The following is an 18,933-nucleotide window of genomic DNA, read 5'->3' as shown; positions in this document are numbered from 1 at the left end:
TTTGCAGCTCACAGCAAAGCCTTCACACTCACAACCGCTTTTTACCAGCAAGACCATCTGGAATATTGTTTTTCTGATTCTGGCATTCTGGTTGGCCAAAGCTAATGCCTCCGAGTCTGAAGAGACCGAGCCTGCATCGAAAATAAGCAATGCAGAGCTGGAAAAGCTGGATGTCAATGAACTGAAAATGACTGTGCTTACGGACATCTCCAGCACAATAATCAGTGACGGAGAGCTTGCCAGCAGTATCAAGACCAGCATCGCAAGCCTGGTCATCAGCCCCCTCATGCACACACCTGAAGTTCAGGTTGCCGGCAGTGATGAGTTCACACGCCCAATAGCTGTCAGTTTTCAGAAAACCTTTGAGCAGAGCTTGATGAATATGCTTGATGAAGCCCTTCTCAGTCATGCAACAGCGATTATCCACACCCGCAAACCGACCACCCCGCTATGCAATCCTGTGGGCAAAGCACTCAGACAGACCATGTCAGCTTCCATGCAGGATGACCCGCACCGGGTTAAAACCATTCAGGACAGGACTTTCACCCTGCGCAGAATGGCGCAGAAAGGTTCACCTGTGGAGCTTTATGTGGCGTACACCAAAGGCGGTCTGGATAAACGCTCGCCCGAAGAACAGCAGATTTATAAAAAAGAGGTTAATAACACTGCCAATTCCAGTCTCCGTGACAAAGAGATGACCTGCACTGAAATGCCTGATGAAATAGTAGGCGCCTCCTACTTACTGACCACTAAACGAGGAAACACGCTCTTCTTTAGCACTAATGGTACTCAGGCGGCGGATGCTGCTGGCAGTATTGTCTGGAGATTCTGGTTCGGAAGCTTGAAAGATGCTTCCGTCGAAAAGCGTTACAAAGAAGTGATCAAGTACCTTAAAGAAGGTGGTCTGGATATTCCTGTTAAGTAATTGTACCGAAATCGGCCAGTTAACCCCCCTCACTACGATGACAAAGCCCTGACAGGTGATTAGAATCCGCAAACTAAAATTGGTAAACCTCCCCAGATAACTTAAGTATTATGCACAAAGTCATTGAAACCCCGGATGCACCACCTGCCATTGGCCCATACTCCCAGGGGATTCAGTTTGGCAACCTGATTTTCACCTCCGGCCAGCTGCCCATTGAGCCTGAGACCGGAGAAATGTCTGAAGACACCAAAGAACAGGCTCATCAGTGTCTGAAAAATCTAAAGTCTGTTCTGGAAGCCGCAGGCAGCAGCCTGAATAAGGTCAAGAAAGCGACGGTGTTCGTAAAAGATATGAATGACTTCACTGACATCAATGAAGTTTACAAGCAGTACTTTACCTTCCCTTTCCCTGCTCGCAGTCTGGTAGAAGTGGCTCGCCTGCCCAAAGATGTGAAGGTAGAAATTGAAGTCATTGCCACCACTGAGTAGTCAGTTGCGTCAGTAAGGGGGCCTGAACGCCCCCAGTGCTTCACCACATCAAATCGTCCGGAATTTCATAATCCGCGTACCACTCCTGCTCTTCTTGGGTCAGCTCGCTCTGACTTTCAGACTGAACAACCACAACAGCAGGTTGACGCTCTTCAATCTTTCTGGCCACTGTTGCGGGAATCACCCGATACTCTTCCTCGTCTGCCTGACTCAGAATACCGATCGCATAAAGCCCCCGACTCAGTCTGTTTTGCATGTCTTCAGAGACATAGATCTTTTTAACCTTGCCATCCACCACAAAGTTATAACCCACATCACCGACTTCCCGGGGAATAGTGTTCATCTCAATGAGCTGACAAACCTGTGCAGCAAGCGCCTTTTTCTGACGTTCTTCCTCCAGTTTGCGATTGAGCTCACGATCACGCTCTGTCTGGTCGGCTTTCTGCTTTTCCAGTTCAATACGGCGTTTTTCCTGATCGGTCAGCTCACCAGTCTTGGCAGCCTGTTTCTTCTTTTTCTTATTACTGGATTTGGCTTTCAATGCCTGTTGTTTGGTTGCCAGACCAGCGCCCATCAGCTGGTCTCTTAATGATTTACTCATGGATTGCTCAAAATAGATGGATCGAAGATGGATAAAATCTCAGGAGTGATATCTTAGCAGCCGCGTGATTTCGGAGCCAGCCGAACTCTGGTAGATAAGACACATGCCTTCAACAGAGGACTTGCAGTTGAGCATTCAGGTGTTTGAAAATAGGCCACTAAACTCTGGAAAGCAGTCACGGGTGACGCTAACAATGAAAACCAACATCACACTGATCGGTATGCCAGGCGCTGGAAAAAGTACTATTGGTATTATTCTGGCCAAAGATCTGGCCTTTGGCTTTCTGGATACCGATGTACTGATCCAGATCAGCCAACAGAAAACCCTGCAGGATATTGTTGACAGATCAGGCTATATGTCTCTTCGAGACATTGAAGAAGCAGAACTGCTCAAAGTTAATCTTAAACGACACATCATTGCCACCGGGGGTTCGGCCGTTTACAGCGAAGCCGCCATGAAACATCTTGCTAAAGAATCGATCATCGTCTTTCTGGATCTGGACCTTGAGCAGATTCGTCAGCGCATTCATAACTTTGATACACGGGGTATCGCTCGCGCAGAAGATCAAACCATTGAGGATCTGTTTGAAGAACGGGTGATGCTTTACAAGAAATACGCAGATGTAACTATCGATTGCCGAACCCTCTGTCAGGACTCGCTGGCGCTGGAAATCATTGAGCAGGTTAAACCACTTCTTCAAACAGATTGAGTGATCGCAACTACCCGGGGAAAAACAGCAGATAACAAAAAGCCCATGACAGGTATTCCGACATGGGCTTTTTTACGCTAACAGACTGTCAATCAGTGAATATCTTTCCAGTATTCGCGCTTGAGCAGCAGAGCAACGATGAAGAGCAGAACCAGGAACAGCAGGACATAGATACCCAGCTGCTGACGCTTCTGCTTCACAGGCTCAGCAGAGTATGACAGGAAGTTGGTCAAGTCATACATCGCCTGATCGTATTCAGCCGGAGTCATGGAGCCTTTGCGCTCAGGATCCACAACCAGACCACAAATCTTCTCACCGGTCAGAGGATCACGTTCAGTCGGGCTAGCACCCTGACAGCTGTCAATCTGAACACCTTGAAGCTCCATCAGCACATGAGGCATACCCACGTCAGGGAATACCTTGTTATTCACACCCCACGGACGCTTTGGATCTTCATAAAAAGTACGCAGGTAGGTGTAGACCCAGTCTTCACCACGTACCCGGGTCACCATGGTCAGATCCGGTGGCGCAGCACCAAACCATACCTTGGCTTCATCCTTGCGCATACCGTTCTTCATAAGATCACCGATCTTGGCAGACTTTGGTACCAGATTTTCCATCATCAGATCGTGTGGAATACCGATATCGTCGGCTACACGCTCGTAGCGCTGGAACTGAGTCGCATGACAGCCCGCACAAAAGTTCTGATAATACATGGCACCACGCTGCAGCGATGCCTTATCAGAGTGATCAGTCTCAATCGGATCCAGAGGATAACCTGAACCACCCGCCGCAAATCCAAGCACTGGGACCAGCGAAAACAACAGGGTAATTATTGTTTTTTTCATTATCCGGTCACCCTCTCCGGTACAGGTTTGGTTTTTTCCCATCGTGTATAAAACGGCATCAACAGGAAGAATGCGAAGTAATACAGGGTGCAAAGCTGTGCAATCAGTGTGTAGGTTACTGTCGCCGGCTGAGTTCCTAACCAGGTCAGCACCGCAAAGACAATGGCAAACAGGAAGATCCCAACCTTGCTGATAATACCCTTGTAGCGCCAGGATCTGACCCGGCTGCGATCCAGCCATGGCAGGACAAACAAAATAGCGATCGCTGCCCCCATCATGATGACACCACCGAGCTTGGAGTCGATCGGACCTATGTCAAAGGTGATCGCACGCAGGATGGAGTAGAAGGCTCCGAAGTACCATACCGGTGCGATATGCGCCGGAGTCTTCAGTGCATCGGCCTGCTCAAAGTTAGCGTACTCAAGGAAGAAGCCACCCATTTCAGGGAAGAAGAACATGACACTACAGAACACAAAAAGGAAGACTGCAACCCCTACCAGGTCTTTCACGGTGTAGTATGGGTGAAATGGAATACCATCCAGAGGTACGCCGTCCTTGTCTTTCAGCTTCTTGATATCAACACCGTCAGGGTTGTTGGAACCCACTTCGTGCAGGGCAATGATATGCAAGACCACCAAACCCAGAATAACGATAGGCAGAGCCACAACGTGCAGAGCAAAGAAACGGTTCAGAGTAATACCCGAGATCAGGAAGTCACCCCGGATCCACTGCTGCAGGTCTGGACCAATAACAGGGATAGCACCGAACAGGGAAATGATAACCTGGGCACCCCAGTATGACATCTGACCCCATGGCAGCAGGTAGCCCATAAAGGCTTCAGCCATCAGCGCCAGATAAATGGCCATACCAAAGATCCACACCAGCTCCCTTGGAGCTCGGTAAGAGCCGTAGATCAGACCACGGAACATGTGGAGGTAGACAACGATAAAGAAGAAAGATGCGCCGGTAGAGTGCATATAGCGAATCAGCCAGCCGTATTCCACATCACGCATGATGTATTCAACGGAAGCAAAAGCCTGCTCTGCACTGGGCACGTAACTCATGGTCAGCCAGATACCGGTCAGCAACTGGTTAACCAGAACCAGCAGCGCCAGAGAGCCGAAGAAATACCAGAAGTTAAAATTCTTTGGTGCGTAGTATTTACTGAGATGATCTTCCCAGACCTGGGTGACAGGTAGCCTGGCATTAAGCCAATCCATGAAGTTGCCCATTACGCATTCTCCTCATCTTGGCCGACAATGATGACTGTGTCGCTCTCAAAGGTATAAGGAGGCACTTCCAGATTGGTGGGCGCAGGCACTCCCTTGAATACACGACCAGCCAGATCGAACTTCGAACCATGACATGGGCAGTGGTAACCACCTTTCCATTCAGGGTCAAATTCCATCGGTTTGACTTCAGGCATGTATTTGGGTGAACACCCGAGGTGGGTGCAAAGACCGACCAGAATCAGGTACTCATCCTTCACGGAACGGTACTCATTTGCTGCGTACGCTGGCTGTTCTGATTTCTCGGACCTGGGGTCTCTCAACTTGTCATCCAGAGACCTTATATTATCCAGCATGGCCTGGGTTCGTCTTACCACAAACACAGGCTTACCGCGCCATTCAACTACAATCTGCTGTCCCGGCTCCAACTTGCTGAGGTTCACCTTCACAGGAGCACCAGCAGCCTTTGCTTTGGCACTGGGATTCCATGACTTGATAAAAGGTGTAGCGACCCCAACGGCCCCGGCAGCCCCCACCACCGAAGTCGCAGCCACGAGAAAGCGGCGCCGGCTGTTATTTACGCCGTTGTCACTCATTTAACCTACTCTCCCCATCCAGGCAAATGCCCAAAAACTTCTTTTAATTCACGGGTGGGATATTAGCAGGGAGTACAAGAGTTACGTCTCTTACTAAGAGAAAAATCTTTAGATGACCTTTCTCTCACCCCCTGTCAAAGCCTTGTCTGATTATTTGTCCCACCTAAGCAGCAGAGCGTAATGATACTGGTTTTAGTTTCTATACAAAAGCCTTACATGAAGTTTTCCTTAACCTCTGAATCAAACCCTTACGCCACAGGAACTCCAGCACCCCCCATTGCCCAAGGGCACATTCTATTACATCCAGCCCAGATCATATTTGTTAAACATCCAACACTGATTAAGTTTGTTTTTTATACAAACAACCTTCGCTAAGGATACAAAACACCAGCGATCGTACCGTTTTCTTTTTTTCAGCCAAAAAAAACGCCCGCATAAAGCGGGCGTTTTCTGCAGCGCCTGAAAACAGGCGCCAGCGACATCAACGCTTGGAGAACTGTGGACGCTTACGCGCTTTGCGCAGACCCACTTTCTTACGTTCAACTTCACGTGCATCACGAGTCACATAGCCAGCTTTACGCAGAGGAGAACGCAGGCTCTCATCGTACTGGATCAGCGCACGAGTGATACCGTGACGGATAGCGCCGGCCTGACCGGAACCACCACCACCGTTAACGGTGATTTTAATGTCGAATTTTTCCAGCAATTCGGTCAGTTCCAGAGGCTGGCGAACAACCATACGAGCAGTCTCACGACCGAAGTATTCGTCCAGGCTACGGCCATTGACAGAAATACTGCCAGAACCAGATTTCAGGAAAACGCGAGCGGTAGAAGACTTACGACGTCCGGTACCGTAGTATTGAGTCACTGACATGGCTACCCCCGATTAAATGTCCAGTTTCTGTGGCTGTTGAGCAGCATGCGGATGCTCAGTACCGGCGTAAACTTTCAGCTTACGGTACATGTCGCGACCCAGAGGGCCTTTTGGCAGCATACCTTTAACAGCTTTTTCAATGACCATTTCTGGCTTGTGCGCAATCAGCTTTTCAAAACTGGCTGAACGCAGGCCACCAGGGAAGCCAGTGTGACGGTAATACATTTTGTCAGACGCTTTACGACCAGTAACATGGACCTTCTCGGCATTAACAACAACGATGTAATCGCCAGTGTCAACGTGAGGAGTGTATTCTGGCTTATGCTTGCCGCGCAGACGGGTTGCAATTTCGGTAGCCAGTCGCCCCAGGGTCTTGCCTTCAGCGTCGACCACGAACCAGTCACGTTTTACGGTTTCTGGCTTTGCACTAAAAGTTTTCATTAAATTCGCCTCAGTAGTATTGCTCTCGCAATACCTGTTCTTACTTGGCCGCCCTTCTCAGGGAACTGATCAGGGATCGAAGCAAGGCTAATAGCTTCGGCAACGACCTGTTCAAACATGGGCGCTCAATTGGGAAACGGGAGCGGTATTATATCGTCTGTTCACAGGAATGAAACCCCCTTCCGACACATTAGAGGATTCCTACGTATCCGCTGATACAAATAATCTGCAAATACCCTTGTGAACATTGTAAATCCGGAGTTATTCTGCCATCAGGCTGAAACCTTTGGAGCTTGATTTCAATGGAATACAGAAAACTGGGGCGCACCGATATTAATGTCAGTGTCCTTTGTCTCGGCACTATGACCTGGGGCAAGCAAAATACCGAACAGGAAGCATTTGCTCAGCTGGATCGAGCTGTGGACTATGGTGTCAATTTCATTGACACTGCAGAAATGTATCCGGTACCGGCCAGGGAAGAAACTTATTCCCTTACAGAATCTATCATTGGCAACTGGATAAAGCAGCGCGGTAAAAGCAATGATCTGGTCATTGCCACCAAAGTCTGCGGTCCCGGCCTGACATATATAGATGGTGGCCGAATGATGACACCGAATCATATCCATAAAGCCATTGACGGCAGCCTGAAACGACTGGGCGTTGAAGCTATTGACCTTTATCAGCTGCACTGGCCTGATCGTAACACCAACTTCTTCGGAAAGCTCGGTTACGCTCACCAGCACGGCTTTGACGGGACGCCGGTAGAAGAAACACTTTCAGCCCTGGATGAACTGGTTAAGGTCGGCAAGATCAAACACTACGGCCTCTCCAACGAAACCCCCTGGGGCGTCATGGAGCACCTCCGTATCAGCAGCGAAAAGCACCTGCCAAGAGCCGTCAGTATTCAAAACCCCTATAATTTGCTGAACCGTTCTTTCGAGGTAGGTCTTGCTGAAATAGCCCACCGTGAGCAGGTCGGTCTTCTGGCATACTCACCATTGGGGTTTGGCGCTCTTTCGGGCAAATACATTGGCGGTGCGCGACCTGAAAACGCTCGATTAACGTTATTCCCTCACTACCAGCGCTATGACTCACCCCAATCTCGCAGGGCCATCAAGGCCTATGTACAGCTGGCAAAAGATTCAGGTCTGGACCCTGCTCAGATGGCACTGGCATTTGTCACATCCCGCCCTTTCCTGACCAGCAACATCATTGGAGCTACCAACCTGGAGCAACTGGAGAGCAACCTCGCTTCCAGTGAATTGCAGCTGTCAGAACCCCTGCTGGAAGAGATTGAAAGCATTCACACCCTGCAGCCGAACCCTGCCCCCTGATTTATTACACCCTTGTTCATCGGGTGTCAGCCTCAATGACACCCAACACCCCTGAAACAACGAGCCTCTTCCAGTGAGCAAAAGGTCAAAACACCGCAAAGCTTCAGGCACTTTCTGAAAGCACGACTCAATCTAGTCAGTCCACCTACTTGAAGGTAAATACTTTTTTGTTAAGAACTGACATCGGCTGGGCAAAAGTCTAAAATCCCCCACATTTCTGATCGGAACTCACCGGAAACCAAAACATGCGTGACTTTATTATCGCCCCCAGCATACTTTCGGCTGACTTTGCCCGCCTTGGAGAAGAGGTGGACAACGTCATTGCTGCCGGAGCTGACTGGGTACACTTTGATGTCATGGATAACCACTACGTACCCAACCTGACCATTGGCCCCATGGTTTGCAAGGCCCTGCGAAAGCATGGCGTTACTGCTCCCATCGATGTCCACCTGATGGTCAACCCGGTAGACCGCATAATTGGAGATTTTATTGAAGCCGGGGCCAGTATGATCACCTTCCACCCTGAAGCCTCTGATCATATTGATCGCAGCCTGCAGATGATTCGTGAAGGTGGCTGTAAAGCCGGTCTGGTATTAAATCCGGCAACCTCTCCCGACGTGATTGAATATGTGATCGACAAACTGGATATGATTCTGCTTATGTCCGTAAACCCGGGCTTTGGTGGCCAGAAATTCATTCCTTCGACTCTGCGCAAACTGCGCCATGCTCGCAAAATGATTGACGACAGTGGACTGGACATTCGTCTGGAGGTAGACGGCGGCGTCGGTGTACAGAACATTCGCCAGATCGCTGAAGCCGGAGCAGATGCTTTTGTTGCCGGCTCAGCCATCTTCAATGCTGAGGACTATCATGATGTTATCAGCCAAATGCGGACAGAGCTTTCCATGGCAGAATCCCTCTGAAGCTGATCTCAGGGAGTAGAGTCGCCTGCTGACTCTATCCCCTCTAAAACCTCAGCCTCTATTACTCCCTCCCTCTGGGTATTTGAAAACAATGAAGTTGTTTGAATTGTTGAGCAGTCCCGTTCGATTAATCATGTACGATCTCGATGGCACACTGGTTGATAGTGTTCCCGATCTGGCTATAGCCCTGGATAAAATGCTGACAGAACTCAACCGGCCTGAAGCTGGTGATGAAAAAGCCAGGCTCTGGGTAGGCAATGGTATTCCATCACTGGTCAAAAGGGCTCTGGCTGATGACATGATGGGTGACCAACCCGGTGTTGTTGAAGAAGGCACCTTTACCAAAGCTATGGAACGGTTCAAACACCACTACGCCATTGAAGTTGGCCAGCACAGCGCTCTTTACCCCGGCGTATTCACCTTCCTCAGCCAGATCCACAAGGCGGGCGTCAAACAGGCTGTAGTAACCAACAAATCCGAAATCTTCACCGACTCACTGTTAAAGCATATGGGCATTGACCACTTCTTTGAACTCAGCATAGGTGGTGACAGCCTGAACGAGCAAAAGCCCCACCCGCTGCCCCTTCAGCACACCATGAAGCACTTTGGTTGCAGAACAGCCTCATGATCGGGGACTCCAGCAGTGACGTAAAAGCGGCCAGAGCTGCAGATGTAAATGTGGTGGGCCTTCGCTACGGCTATAACCATGGAGAGCCGATTGAGTCTGCACACCCCGACCTTGTTATCGATAGTCTGACGGATTTGCTATGAAATCTGACCCTGAGCCTGACAGACTGCCAAACTGCAAAGACTCAGGGGAGAGGCAATAAACTACACAATTCAGTAGTCCCAGTGTTTGCATTAACCCTTGCAGTCATATAGTCTTCAACTCTTACTCATACGACTGCGCCCAGAATAATTGCGGAGCCAGCAGTGATAGCAAGTCATTCAGAGACATACATCAATACAAGAGACACTGAACGGTCAGTGAGACCTTCCACCCCTACCTCAAAGCTTTCCTCCCGGCGATGGCTTGGCTGGCCCTGCGCCTGATTAAAAAGCCCCAACTCAGCCAAAACCCTGCGTTTTTAGTACTTTTTAAACAGCCTGATAATAAAGAGGCCAGTATGACGCCTGAAGCTTTTTCTCGTCTGGCCCGCGAAGGATATAACCGTATTCCTGTAACCCGGGAAATCCTGGCGGATCTGGACACACCCTTGACCACTTACCTGAAGCTGGCCAATGGTCGCTACTCATACCTGCTTGAGTCCGTGGAAGGCGGAGAAAAGTGGGGACGCTACTCAATGATTGGACTACCGTGCAGAACCATACTCCGGGTGTCAGGCTACAACCCCGACTGCAAGGTCACACTGGAAACCGATGGCCAGATTGTTGAAGAGCATAACCCGGAAGATCCTCTGACCTTTATTAAGCAGTTTCAACAGGGCTACAAAGTGGCCGAGCTGCCTGACCTGCCTCGCTTTAGCGGCGGACTGGTAGGCTACTTTGCTTACGACACGATCCGTTATATTGAAGAACGACTGAAACGAACAGCACCAAAAGATGAGCTAAACAACCCGGACATCATGTTGATGGTTTCTCACGAACTGGTGGTATTTGACAACCTCAGTGGCAAGTTGATTCTGGTGACCCATGCTGACCCGGCAGAATCTGCTGCCCTGGAAAAAGCAGAGTTTCGACTGGACGACCTGGTGCGGAGACTGCAAACGACCAATGTACTGCCACCGGCACAGGCTTCACTGAACCCTGCCCGGGAAAATGATTTCAAATCCGGTTTCGGTCAGGATGCCTTTGAAGCTGCAGTAGAAACCATCAAAGAATACATTCTGGCTGGAGACGCTATGCAGGTGGTTCCATCCCAGCGCATGACCATTCCTTTTGACAGCTCACCCCTTAACCTTTACCGGGCTCTGCGCAGTACTAACCCATCCCCCTATATGTATTACATGGATCTGGGTGATTTTCATGTCGTAGGCTCATCACCTGAGATTCTTGCCCGTCTTGAAGACGGTGAAGTCACCGTCAGACCTATTGCCGGTACTCGCAAACGCGGTGCCACCGAAGAGCGGGATAAGGCACTGGAACAAGAACTGCTGAATGACCCCAAAGAACTGGCAGAACACCTGATGCTCATCGACCTGGGAAGAAACGACGTTGGGCGTGTAGCTAAAACAGGCAGTGTCAGCCTGACCGACAAGATGATCATTGAACGTTACTCTCACGTTATGCATATCGTATCGAATGTCACCTGTCGTTTAAAAGACGGTATGGATGCCATGGACGTGCTCAAAGCGACACTACCAGCAGGTACACTCAGTGGCGCACCGAAAGTACGAGCCATGGAAATTATTGATGAACTGGAACCTGTCAAGCGCGGGGTTTACGGCGGAGCAGTGGGTTATCTGGCATGGAACGGCAACATGGATACTGCCATTGCCATTCGCACTGCCGTGATCAAAGACCGCAAACTCCACGTTCAGGCTGGTGCGGGCATTGTCGCCGACTCAGTTCCCGAAATGGAATGGAAAGAAACCATGAATAAGGGGCGAGCCCTTTTCAAAGCCGTTGCCATGGCTCAGACAGGTTTGTCTGCTGCTTCCAGCAGCCAGAAGCAGACAGGGGAGCGAAACTAAGATGCTTTTAATGATCGACAACTACGATTCGTTCACCTGGAATCTGGTTCAGTACTTTGGCGAACTGGGTCAGGAAGTGGCAGTGCATCGTAACGACCACATAACTCTGGAACAGATCCAAACCCTCAACCCGGAACGTATAATTATTTCACCCGGCCCCTGCACACCCAATGAGGCCGGTATCTCCATGAAAGCTATTGCTCACTTCAGTGGCAAAAAGCCTATTCTTGGTGTCTGTCTGGGACACCAGAGCATAGGCCAGGTCTTTGGTGGCAAAGTAGTCCGGGCCCGGCAAGTCATGCATGGAAAGGTCTCACCTGTTTATCATAAGGGGCTGGGGGTGTTCACAGGCCTTCCCAACCCGGTCACAACGACCCGCTACCACTCACTGGTTGTTGAAAAAGAGAGCTTGCCAGACTGTTTTGAAATTACCGCCTGGACCCAGCACGAAGATGGCAGCATGGATGAGATCATGGGGATTCGCCACAAGACTCTACCCCTGGAAGGTGTCCAGTTCCATCCGGAATCCATCATGACCGAACGAGGCCACGACATGCTGGAAAATTTTCTGAAGCAATCCTGAAGCAATAAAGCCTTTGGTGACAGAAGCCAGGCCATAGACAACAGACATTCAGACGAACGATTGAGAACACCGACTGGAGCCAGATTACATGAATATTAAAGAGGGCATTTCCCGCGCTGTCAGCCATCTTGACCTGAGCCGTGACGAGATGATGAGCATCATGCGCGACATCATGACAGGCCAGTGCACCAATACCCAGATCGGCTCATTCCTGACCGCCATGCGCATGAAAAGCGAAAGCATTGAAGAAATTACCGGGGCTACCCAGGTACTCAGAGAAATGGTTACTGCGGTTGAAGTTAACGCTGACCACCTGGTGGATATTGTCGGCACCGGTGGAGATGGTGCACACCTGTTCAATGTATCAACAGCTTCCTCGTTTGTCGCCGCCGCCGCCGGTGCCTCTGTTGCCAAGCACGGCAACCGGGGAGTATCCAGTTCCAGCGGCAGTGCTGACCTGCTGGAAAGAGCAGGCATTCAGTTGGACATCAGTCCTGAACAGGTAGCACGCTGTATTGAACATGTGGGCGTAGGCTTCATGTTTGCTCCGGCTCACCACTCCGCCATGAAAAACGTTGTCGGTGTCCGCAGAGAGCTTGGCATAAGAACCTTCTTCAACATCCTGGGACCTATGTCCAACCCCGCCAGTGTAAAAAACCTTGTCATCGGTGTGTTTACCCGTGAACTCTGCCGCCCTATGGCCGAGGTTCTGCGCGAGCTGGGCAACAAGCACATCATGGTCGTACACTCTATGGATGGTCTGGACGAAATCAGTATCGCCAGCGAAACTTTTATAGCTGAGCTGAAAGATGGCGAAATTCATGAATACGTGATCAAGCCAGAGAACTTTGGCATTGAATCCCGGAGCCTGATCGGGTTGAGTGTAGAAGGTTCCGGGGACTCACTGGCGCTAATCAGGGACGCCCTGGGTAAACGGGAAGGCGAATACGCCAGCAAAGCGGCAGACATGATCGCGCTGAACGCTGGTGCGGCCATTTATGTTTCCGGTGTCGCCACCAGTCTGCAGGAAGGGATAGCCATGGCACAGGATGCTATTGCCAGCGGGCTGGGCCTGGAAAAAATGCGTGAGCTGGCCAGCTTCACACAAGTGATTGCGGAGGGGTAACAATGTCTATGCCAACCATCCTCAACACAATTGTTGAGAGAAAACGTGAAGAAGTCGCAGAGCGTCAGGCAACACTGTCCATGCAGGAGGTTATTACCAGAGCCCGTCACACTGAAGAGTCCCGTGGCTTTGCCAAAAGCCTGGAAGCCCGGACAGAAGCCCGGCAGGCAGCGATCATTGCCGAAATCAAAAAAGCGTCTCCCAGCAAGGGGGTGATTCGCGAAAATTTTGATCCGGCCAGCATTGCCCGGAGCTATGAAAAAGCGGGCGCCAGCTGCCTGTCCGTATTGACTGACAGGGACTTTTTCCAGGGTGCTGAAAGCTACCTTCAGGAAGCCCGCTCAGCCTGTGCCCTGCCAGTTTTGCGCAAAGACTTTATGATCGATCCATGGCAGATTTATGAATCCCGCATGATTGGTGCAGACTGCATCCTGCTGATCGCTGCCTGTCTCACAGACGGTGAACTTCAGGAGTTCAGCAGTACTGCCCTGGACCTGGGGATGGATGTTCTGGTAGAGGTCCATGGTGCCGATGAGCTGGAACGTGCTTTACCTCTGGAAGGTACATTGCTGGGCATCAATAACCGAAACCTGCATACTTTTGAAGTCACATTGGACAATACGTTCTCTCTGCTTACTGAGATTCCGGAAGGCAGAAAAGTGATTACAGAAAGCGGCATCCATACAACAGAAGACGTGGATAGTATGTTTTCGAAGGGTGTAAACAGCTTCCTGGTCGGTGAAGCATTTATGCGTCAGGAAGATCCGGGTGACGGGTTGAAAAAACTGTTTAGTCAATACCTTTAACGCCTTAGATTGAGGACCAGCAGCCAAGATCAAACTGTTTTCTACCCAGGCATCAGAGGCTGTCGCAATACTGCCTCCAGCCCCCAAGAGCCTGTCGGACTTAAGACTGTCCTACACGGCAACTGCTCCTGCGTTGCTCTAGCTCCTGCATCCATGCAGTCGTGCGGTTGCGATAAATTGGTCTAAAAATCCTTGTTTCTTCGTCAAATAGCTCGCTATTCCCCTCAGAAACAGAAATTTTTATCCTCAATTTCTTGCAATCCTCGCTACGGACGCTTAAGTCCGACAGGCTCCTGGCCCGGGTTTCGTCTGCTCAAGCAGAAGCTCTCAATGCCCAACGGATAACTACTTGATGACCCCGCAGGCAATCCTTGAATCGGCGCCTTCTGGCGTGTTATTGCCAATGACAGCAGTGCCGGAGTGGATAACCAGCGAGCGCTCTTTCAGATCAGTCAGTTTCAAATTCTTGGCAACCACCGGAACTGTGGCGAAGCCCTTGTCGTCTACATCAAGCATGGGCAGATCATCAAGAGCACCTCCGGCTGCCAGGGCCGCCTGCATCACGTCATTTTTGGAGCCCGGTTCGCAGCTGGGGTTTTCATGAACACGGAAACCATGCTCTCCGGGCGGCAGGTCATAAAGATTGGGTGTCAACTGCACCCCTCCTCCGGAGGCTTCAGAAACAGTCACTGTTCCCAGTTCTGCTCCTACACCGGAAGGAGAAACCTGATTCACCATGACCGTATAGCTTTCATTGGAGGTACAGGCAGAAAGCGTAGCTGCCACGACTACTACACCCGATAGCGCACTGACTTTATTGAACATGATTGCCAACTCCAGGAGAAATGGGATTGTAAAACAGCAATATAGCCATGCTTATTCGGGTTTACTTAATACAGTGCCTTAAAAAACAGGCTTTTTATGGTTTTATTCCAAAAAAACTCATTGACATTCCCGACCGTTATTATGTTGCTTCCGACTCACCAGCATCACGTTTCTTATCAGCCAGAGCCGTTATGGCTCCTGCTCACAGAGCGTACATTAACAGGATGGTTAGCCTGACATCCTGCTGCTGAGGTAAGATAGCGGCTTGATACCCATTGGATTTGGATAAAAGACGATGGGGATATTTTTCTGGCTGCTCTTATGAAGCCTCCATCCCAAGCTCCCGACCTTCACAGCTTGTGGGTTTGAGACTGAGAGCCCTCTTCAAGAAAGGAAAGACGCTGTAATGAAAGCACAAGTCAAATGGGTGGATCAGGAACGTTTTCTGGGACTGACTGACAGTAATAACTCCGTTGTCATGGACGCAGATAGAGCGGTTAAATCCGCACCCAGCCCAATGGAACTGATCCTGATGGGCCTGGGTGGCTGCTCATCTGTTGATGTGATCGGTATTCTGAAAAAAGCTCGCCAGAAGGTCGTTGACTGCCACGTCGATATTCAGGCTGAACGTGCCGATGCAGTACCTGCTGTGTTTACCAAAATTCACCTCAACTTTGTCGTTAAAGGCACTGCAGTAAAAGAATCCCATGTTGAGCGTGCAATAGAACTGTCTGCAGATAAGTATTGCTCGGTTGCCAAGATGCTGGGTAAGGGTGATGTAGAAATCACCCACAGCTTTGAGATTATTGAAGCCTGAGTCACAGGCATGGCTCGTCAGCCCGGAGGCCAGCTCATCTGACGACCACCAATCAGGTGGAGATGAATGTGGTAAACCGACTGACAGCCATGACTATTACAGTTCATCACCGTTCTGTAGCCGTCTTCGGCAAAACCTTCATCTTTAGCGATCTGGCTGGCCACCAGCGCCATATTCCCCAAAACTGCCTGATCTTCCGGAGTGGCATCGTTAAGTGTTGCGATATGCTTCCTGGGAATGACCTGAACATGAACGGGGCCCTGGGGATTGATATCCCTGAACGCAAGAACATCGTCGTCTTCGTAGACCTTGTCGACGGGGATCTCCCCTTCGACTATCTTGCAGAAAAGACAGCTCATTAATTGACCTCCGGGCCTTTGAGTCGAAAAACTGAATTAAGCCTATCATCAGATTCCTTAGCCCGAAAGGCTCCTGTTGCACTACTCAATCCTGTCTTCCCAAAGCAGCGTCGATCCTACGACAGCAGCTGGCATGACCAGCAAGTTGACAAAAGGAATCAGCATAACCAGAGTGACGGCTGTACCAAAACCCCAGACGTAATTTCGATCCTGCTTCAGACGTTCCAGCATATCATTAAACGACACCCCCCTGTTGTCCGCAGCATAGTCACAGTATTGGATCGACATCATCCAGCTGTTGAACAGAAACCAGAGCACAGGGGTGACGAGGTTCACCACGGGAATAAAGGATAAAATTAACAGAACCACAGCCTTGGGCAGGTAGTAGATGAGTTTTCTGACCTCCCGGCCTACGGCTCTGGGTAACAGGGTCAGCCAGTCTTTCAACTCGTATTCCGGCAGGTCTGACTTGCCATGAAGGTTCTGAACTTTTTCGGCAAGAAGCCCATTGAAGGGTGCCGCGATAAAATTCCCGACGATGGTAAAAGTAAAAAAGACCACTCCCAGCATGGCCAGGAATAACAGGGGCCAGAGCAGGAATTCAAGGAAAGACAGCCAGTCAGGCAACCAGTTAAGCAGCTGCTCCATCAGCACGCTCATTTGCTGAAGACCGAAATAGATCAGGAATCCAAACACCAGAATATTAACGGTCAGGGGAATCAACACAAACAGGCGGATGGCCGGATCGGGAAGATAGGATAGACCCTTGAGGAAATAACCGGGTCCACTTCCCGGTGCAGGCGATGGCATAGCAGAGTTCCTTTTATTGATGTTACACAACTGCTGACAATTGGCAGTGAAGTTGATGACGAACAAAGGCCAATCGCTGAAGAGATTCTGGTTCTCGTCAGCACAAGCCGTTATTATTCACACAGTTTAACGAATTATGAATCCTTTACCGTCAGAGATTTTCTTTGTCTCTGACAGTCATTCCTGAACGAGGAGTAAAATGTGAGTGAAGCCAAGCACGTCCAGCTGCTGATTCTGGGTTCCGGTCCTGCAGGATATACAGCTGCGGTTTACGCTGCCAGGGCAAACCTGAAGCCGGTTATGATCACTGGTATGCAACAGGGCGGGCAGTTGACAACCACTACCGACGTGGACAACTGGCCAGGAGGCCCCGAAGGTCTTCAGGGACCCGGCCTGATGGAAGATATGCGCATCCATGCAGAACGCTTTGGTACCGAAATCATCTTTGATCATATCGAAGAAGTCGATCTGAGCAAGAAGCCATACACCCTGAAAGGTAGCGATACCTACACCTGTGATTCCCTGATTATCAGCACGGGTGCCAGCGCCCGCTACTTGGGCCTGGACAGTGAAGAAGCCTTCAAGGGCAGAGGGGTTTCTGCCTGTGCCACCTGTGATGGATTCTTCTACAAAAACAAGGACGTCGTGGTAGTGGGTGGCGGTAATACTGCTGTCGAGGAGGCCCTCTATCTTTCCAACATTGCAAAGAAAGTGACACTCATTCACCGTCGCAAGGGTTTCCGTGCAGAAAAAATTCTGCAGGACAAGATGATCGACCGGGTAGAAAACGGCAACATGGAGCTGGCCCTTGATGCCACATTGGATGAGGTACTGGGAGATAGCATGGGCGTGACAGGCGTTCGCATCAAGGATGTGAATACTGGCGAGACCCGCGAAATCAACGCTGAAGGCTGCTTCATTGCCATCGGCCATACACCGAATACCGGTATTTTTGAAGGCCAGCTGGAAATGAAAGACGGCTACATTAAAGTCAACAGTGGTTCAGAAGGCAACGCAACACTGACTTCCAAAGAAGGCGTATTCGCTGCGGGTGACGTTATGGATCACGTTTACCGTCAGGCTATTACCTCTGCCGGCACTGGCTGTATGGCTGCCCTGGATGCTGAAAAATACCTTGACTCTCTGTCCTGATCACAGTGCCCCGCCATTGAGGCTGTCGTAAAGCTCTGCCGTACTCTCAGGCCGTTTGGGTCGCGGCCCGGGAGCGGAGGGTGGAGTCTTGCGTCGGCTTCTGTTGTCGGCTTGCAGGCTTAAGAGAGATCAGGAGGTTTTCTGGCTACTCACCGCCTCTTGAGCTTCAGTTGTTACCATGAAGTCTTCAGACAAGGTGCCTTTCTCATCCGGAGCTGTCGTCTTGGGTGCATAGTCCAGAGGCTGCTCCAAAGGCTTCGCACGTTCGCTATGACGCTTGGGAATCTGACCCGACGACAGAGCTGTGCTGCTGATCAGAGAATCACTGAGCTTGTTCTTGACTCTGTCATCGTTACACAGTGAATCGGCTCCGTTAGCCATATGCTCATAGACATCTTTATAGCTGTCCGTCAGCTTGTTGATCAGGTGAGCCGTTGTGTTGAAATGATCGGCTACGTTATCCTGATACTGCTTGAAATCAGCTTCCAGTTCGATCAGCTGAGCTTCCATTTTGCCTCGATCCGAACGGGGGCCTGCCAACAGATGATATAAAAGTGCGCCACCGGTCATACCCGCCAGAAATGCCAAACTGCCTAAAAACCAAAGTACATTCACATTTTCCACAGCATCGCCTCATTGGGTGGAACATTTCACGTCCTTTATTGCTGTCAAAGTTATAATCTTTTATGCGCAAAGTATAGAGCGGTTGTGTAACATCGGGATGCCAAAACATACCTTGTCCTGCTGAAGCCGGAAGGATACATTGTGCTCCGTTATTCCAGACTGCGGTAATGATGGCAGCTCGACTTATGCCTGCCGATACAGGAATGGGC

General features: G+C 50.2%; 23 protein-coding genes. 13 read left to right on the top strand and 10 right to left on the bottom strand.

From position 1 onward, the window contains the following. The first annotated feature begins 1 nt into the window (after position 1). Both ACOMG9_RS07020 and ACOMG9_RS07015 read left to right on the top strand, forming a co-directional pair. Positions 2-925, top strand: coding sequence for a hypothetical protein (locus ACOMG9_RS07020; RefSeq protein WP_448216385.1), 924 nt, complete (start codon positions 2-4; stop codon positions 923-925). Between the two features lie 110 nt (positions 926-1,035). Next, on the top strand, positions 1,036-1,413 hold the full coding sequence (locus ACOMG9_RS07015) for a RidA family protein (RefSeq protein WP_448216384.1): 378 nt from the start codon (positions 1,036-1,038) through the stop codon (positions 1,411-1,413). Between the two features lie 40 nt (positions 1,414-1,453). Here the strand turns inward: ACOMG9_RS07015 and ACOMG9_RS07010 are convergent, their stop codons facing one another. Continuing rightward, a complete protein-coding gene (locus ACOMG9_RS07010) occupies positions 1,454-2,014 on the bottom strand; it encodes a DUF2058 domain-containing protein (protein WP_448216383.1) in 561 nt (186 codons plus the stop codon). A gap of 193 nt (positions 2,015-2,207) precedes the next feature. Between ACOMG9_RS07010 and ACOMG9_RS07005 the strand changes: the two genes are divergently transcribed. Then, the gene (locus ACOMG9_RS07005; protein WP_448216382.1) at positions 2,208-2,723 is read left to right on the top strand and encodes a shikimate kinase; all 516 of its coding nucleotides are present in this window, start codon (positions 2,208-2,210) and stop codon (positions 2,721-2,723) included. Between the two features lie 92 nt (positions 2,724-2,815). Here the strand turns inward: ACOMG9_RS07005 and ACOMG9_RS07000 are convergent, their stop codons facing one another. The 5 genes from ACOMG9_RS07000 to rplM all read right to left on the bottom strand — a co-directional run bounded on the left by ACOMG9_RS07000 (position 2,816) and on the right by rplM (position 6,711). Beyond that, on the bottom strand, positions 2,816-3,571 hold the full coding sequence (locus tag ACOMG9_RS07000; protein WP_448216381.1) for a cytochrome c1: 756 nt from the start codon (positions 3,569-3,571) through the stop codon (positions 2,816-2,818). Further along, positions 3,571-4,803 (bottom strand): cytochrome b, encoded by a 1,233-nt coding sequence (locus tag ACOMG9_RS06995; protein WP_317142580.1) that lies wholly within the window; start codon positions 4,801-4,803, stop codon positions 3,571-3,573. The genes ACOMG9_RS07000 and ACOMG9_RS06995 overlap by 1 nt, the downstream gene beginning before the upstream one ends. Further along, positions 4,803-5,396 (bottom strand): ubiquinol-cytochrome c reductase iron-sulfur subunit, encoded by a 594-nt coding sequence (gene petA, locus ACOMG9_RS06990; protein ID WP_422132998.1) that lies wholly within the window; start codon positions 5,394-5,396, stop codon positions 4,803-4,805. The genes ACOMG9_RS06995 and petA overlap by 1 nt, the downstream gene beginning before the upstream one ends. Before the next feature lie 481 nt (positions 5,397-5,877). Continuing rightward, complete coding sequence (gene rpsI, locus ACOMG9_RS06985; protein WP_252176279.1) at positions 5,878-6,270, bottom strand: 30S ribosomal protein S9; 393 nt, start codon at positions 6,268-6,270, stop codon at positions 5,878-5,880. A 12-nt stretch (positions 6,271-6,282) separates the two neighbouring features. Continuing rightward, positions 6,283-6,711: a 50S ribosomal protein L13 gene (gene rplM, locus ACOMG9_RS06980; protein ID WP_252176280.1), complete on the bottom strand. Its 429-nt coding sequence runs from the start codon at positions 6,709-6,711 to the stop codon at positions 6,283-6,285. 302 nt (positions 6,712-7,013) lie between these two features. Between rplM and ACOMG9_RS06975 the strand changes: the two genes are divergently transcribed. The 8 genes from ACOMG9_RS06975 (at position 7,014) to trpC (ending at position 14,137) form a co-directional block, all read left to right on the top strand. After that, positions 7,014-8,045, top strand: a complete 1,032-nt coding sequence (locus ACOMG9_RS06975) for an NADP(H)-dependent aldo-keto reductase (RefSeq protein ID WP_448216380.1) — start codon at positions 7,014-7,016, stop codon at positions 8,043-8,045. Between the two features lie 245 nt (positions 8,046-8,290). Then, positions 8,291-8,968, top strand: a complete 678-nt coding sequence (gene rpe, locus ACOMG9_RS06970; protein WP_448216379.1) for a ribulose-phosphate 3-epimerase — start codon at positions 8,291-8,293, stop codon at positions 8,966-8,968. Between the two features lie 91 nt (positions 8,969-9,059). Beyond that, complete coding sequence (locus ACOMG9_RS06965; RefSeq protein ID WP_448216378.1) at positions 9,060-9,596, top strand: HAD hydrolase-like protein; 537 nt, start codon at positions 9,060-9,062, stop codon at positions 9,594-9,596. Then, positions 9,593-9,739, top strand: a complete 147-nt coding sequence (locus tag ACOMG9_RS06960) for an HAD hydrolase-like protein (RefSeq protein WP_448216377.1) — start codon at positions 9,593-9,595, stop codon at positions 9,737-9,739. Before ACOMG9_RS06965 ends, ACOMG9_RS06960 begins: the two co-directional genes overlap by 4 nt. Before the next feature lie 356 nt (positions 9,740-10,095). Then, positions 10,096-11,622 (top strand): anthranilate synthase component I, encoded by a 1,527-nt coding sequence (trpE, locus tag ACOMG9_RS06955; protein ID WP_448216376.1) that lies wholly within the window; start codon positions 10,096-10,098, stop codon positions 11,620-11,622. A 1-nt stretch (position 11,623) separates the two neighbouring features. Next, a complete protein-coding gene (locus tag ACOMG9_RS06950) occupies positions 11,624-12,205 on the top strand; it encodes an aminodeoxychorismate/anthranilate synthase component II (RefSeq protein ID WP_422132993.1) in 582 nt (193 codons plus the stop codon). An 88-nt stretch (positions 12,206-12,293) separates the two neighbouring features. Beyond that, on the top strand, positions 12,294-13,331 hold the full coding sequence (trpD, locus tag ACOMG9_RS06945) for an anthranilate phosphoribosyltransferase (protein WP_448216375.1): 1,038 nt from the start codon (positions 12,294-12,296) through the stop codon (positions 13,329-13,331). A 2-nt stretch (positions 13,332-13,333) separates the two neighbouring features. After that, positions 13,334-14,137, top strand: coding sequence for an indole-3-glycerol phosphate synthase TrpC (gene trpC, locus ACOMG9_RS06940; RefSeq protein ID WP_422132991.1), 804 nt, complete (start codon positions 13,334-13,336; stop codon positions 14,135-14,137). Positions 14,138-14,482: 345 nt separating this feature from the next. Here the strand turns inward: trpC and ACOMG9_RS06935 are convergent, their stop codons facing one another. After that, positions 14,483-14,962 carry a superoxide dismutase family protein gene (locus tag ACOMG9_RS06935; protein WP_448216373.1) on the bottom strand — a complete coding sequence of 160 codons (480 nt, stop codon included), beginning with the start codon at positions 14,960-14,962 and terminating at the stop codon, positions 14,483-14,485. Positions 14,963-15,368: 406 nt separating this feature from the next. On the opposite strand from ACOMG9_RS06935, the gene ACOMG9_RS06930 reads away from it, so the two are divergent. Continuing rightward, the gene (locus tag ACOMG9_RS06930) at positions 15,369-15,779 is read left to right on the top strand and encodes an OsmC family protein (protein WP_448216372.1); all 411 of its coding nucleotides are present in this window, start codon (positions 15,369-15,371) and stop codon (positions 15,777-15,779) included. Positions 15,780-15,796: 17 nt separating this feature from the next. Here the strand turns inward: ACOMG9_RS06930 and ACOMG9_RS06925 are convergent, their stop codons facing one another. Together ACOMG9_RS06925 and cysZ are read right to left on the bottom strand one after the other, a co-directional pair. Then, complete coding sequence (locus ACOMG9_RS06925) at positions 15,797-16,138, bottom strand: histidine triad nucleotide-binding protein (protein WP_448216371.1); 342 nt, start codon at positions 16,136-16,138, stop codon at positions 15,797-15,799. An 81-nt stretch (positions 16,139-16,219) separates the two neighbouring features. Then, positions 16,220-16,948: a sulfate transporter CysZ gene (gene cysZ / locus ACOMG9_RS06920; RefSeq protein ID WP_422132987.1), complete on the bottom strand. Its 729-nt coding sequence runs from the start codon at positions 16,946-16,948 to the stop codon at positions 16,220-16,222. Between the two features lie 201 nt (positions 16,949-17,149). On the opposite strand from cysZ, the gene trxB reads away from it, so the two are divergent. Then, entirely contained in the window at positions 17,150-18,100 is a 951-nt protein-coding gene (gene trxB / locus ACOMG9_RS06915) for a thioredoxin-disulfide reductase (protein WP_422132986.1), read from the top strand. A gap of 129 nt (positions 18,101-18,229) precedes the next feature. Here the strand turns inward: trxB and ACOMG9_RS06910 are convergent, their stop codons facing one another. Further along, positions 18,230-18,724, bottom strand: a complete 495-nt coding sequence (locus tag ACOMG9_RS06910) for a Z-ring associated ZapG family protein (protein WP_448216370.1) — start codon at positions 18,722-18,724, stop codon at positions 18,230-18,232. Between the last annotated feature and the right edge of the window lie 209 nt (positions 18,725-18,933).

The sequence above is a fragment of the Endozoicomonas sp. PH6C genome (assembly GCF_059322965.1).
Note: the sequence above shows the minus strand (reverse complement) of the source record. Positions and strands in the feature narration are given on the sequence as shown.

Coding starts and splice junctions, on each gene's coding strand:
- ACOMG9_RS07015 (WP_448216384.1), top strand. CDS start 1,036: ATGCACAAAGTCATTGAAACCCCGGATGCACCACCTGCCATTGGCCCA.
- ACOMG9_RS07010 (WP_448216383.1), bottom strand. CDS start 2,014: ATGAGTAAATCATTAAGAGACCAGCTGATGGGCGCTGGTCTGGCAACC.
- ACOMG9_RS07005 (WP_448216382.1), top strand. CDS start 2,208: ATGAAAACCAACATCACACTGATCGGTATGCCAGGCGCTGGAAAAAGT.
- ACOMG9_RS07000 (WP_448216381.1), bottom strand. CDS start 3,571: ATGAAAAAAACAATAATTACCCTGTTGTTTTCGCTGGTCCCAGTGCTT.
- ACOMG9_RS06995 (WP_317142580.1), bottom strand. CDS start 4,803: ATGGGCAACTTCATGGATTGGCTTAATGCCAGGCTACCTGTCACCCAG.
- petA (WP_422132998.1), bottom strand. CDS start 5,396: ATGAGTGACAACGGCGTAAATAACAGCCGGCGCCGCTTTCTCGTGGCT.
- rpsI (WP_252176279.1), bottom strand. CDS start 6,270: ATGTCAGTGACTCAATACTACGGTACCGGACGTCGTAAGTCTTCTACC.
- rplM (WP_252176280.1), bottom strand. CDS start 6,711: ATGAAAACTTTTAGTGCAAAGCCAGAAACCGTAAAACGTGACTGGTTC.
- ACOMG9_RS06975 (WP_448216380.1), top strand. CDS start 7,014: ATGGAATACAGAAAACTGGGGCGCACCGATATTAATGTCAGTGTCCTT.
- rpe (WP_448216379.1), top strand. CDS start 8,291: ATGCGTGACTTTATTATCGCCCCCAGCATACTTTCGGCTGACTTTGCC.
- ACOMG9_RS06965 (WP_448216378.1), top strand. CDS start 9,060: ATGAAGTTGTTTGAATTGTTGAGCAGTCCCGTTCGATTAATCATGTAC.
- ACOMG9_RS06960 (WP_448216377.1), top strand. CDS start 9,593: ATGATCGGGGACTCCAGCAGTGACGTAAAAGCGGCCAGAGCTGCAGAT.
- trpE (WP_448216376.1), top strand. CDS start 10,096: ATGACGCCTGAAGCTTTTTCTCGTCTGGCCCGCGAAGGATATAACCGT.
- ACOMG9_RS06950 (WP_422132993.1), top strand. CDS start 11,624: ATGCTTTTAATGATCGACAACTACGATTCGTTCACCTGGAATCTGGTT.
- trpD (WP_448216375.1), top strand. CDS start 12,294: ATGAATATTAAAGAGGGCATTTCCCGCGCTGTCAGCCATCTTGACCTG.
- trpC (WP_422132991.1), top strand. CDS start 13,334: ATGTCTATGCCAACCATCCTCAACACAATTGTTGAGAGAAAACGTGAA.
- ACOMG9_RS06935 (WP_448216373.1), bottom strand. CDS start 14,962: ATGTTCAATAAAGTCAGTGCGCTATCGGGTGTAGTAGTCGTGGCAGCT.
- ACOMG9_RS06930 (WP_448216372.1), top strand. CDS start 15,369: ATGAAAGCACAAGTCAAATGGGTGGATCAGGAACGTTTTCTGGGACTG.
- ACOMG9_RS06925 (WP_448216371.1), bottom strand. CDS start 16,138: ATGAGCTGTCTTTTCTGCAAGATAGTCGAAGGGGAGATCCCCGTCGAC.
- cysZ (WP_422132987.1), bottom strand. CDS start 16,948: ATGCCATCGCCTGCACCGGGAAGTGGACCCGGTTATTTCCTCAAGGGT.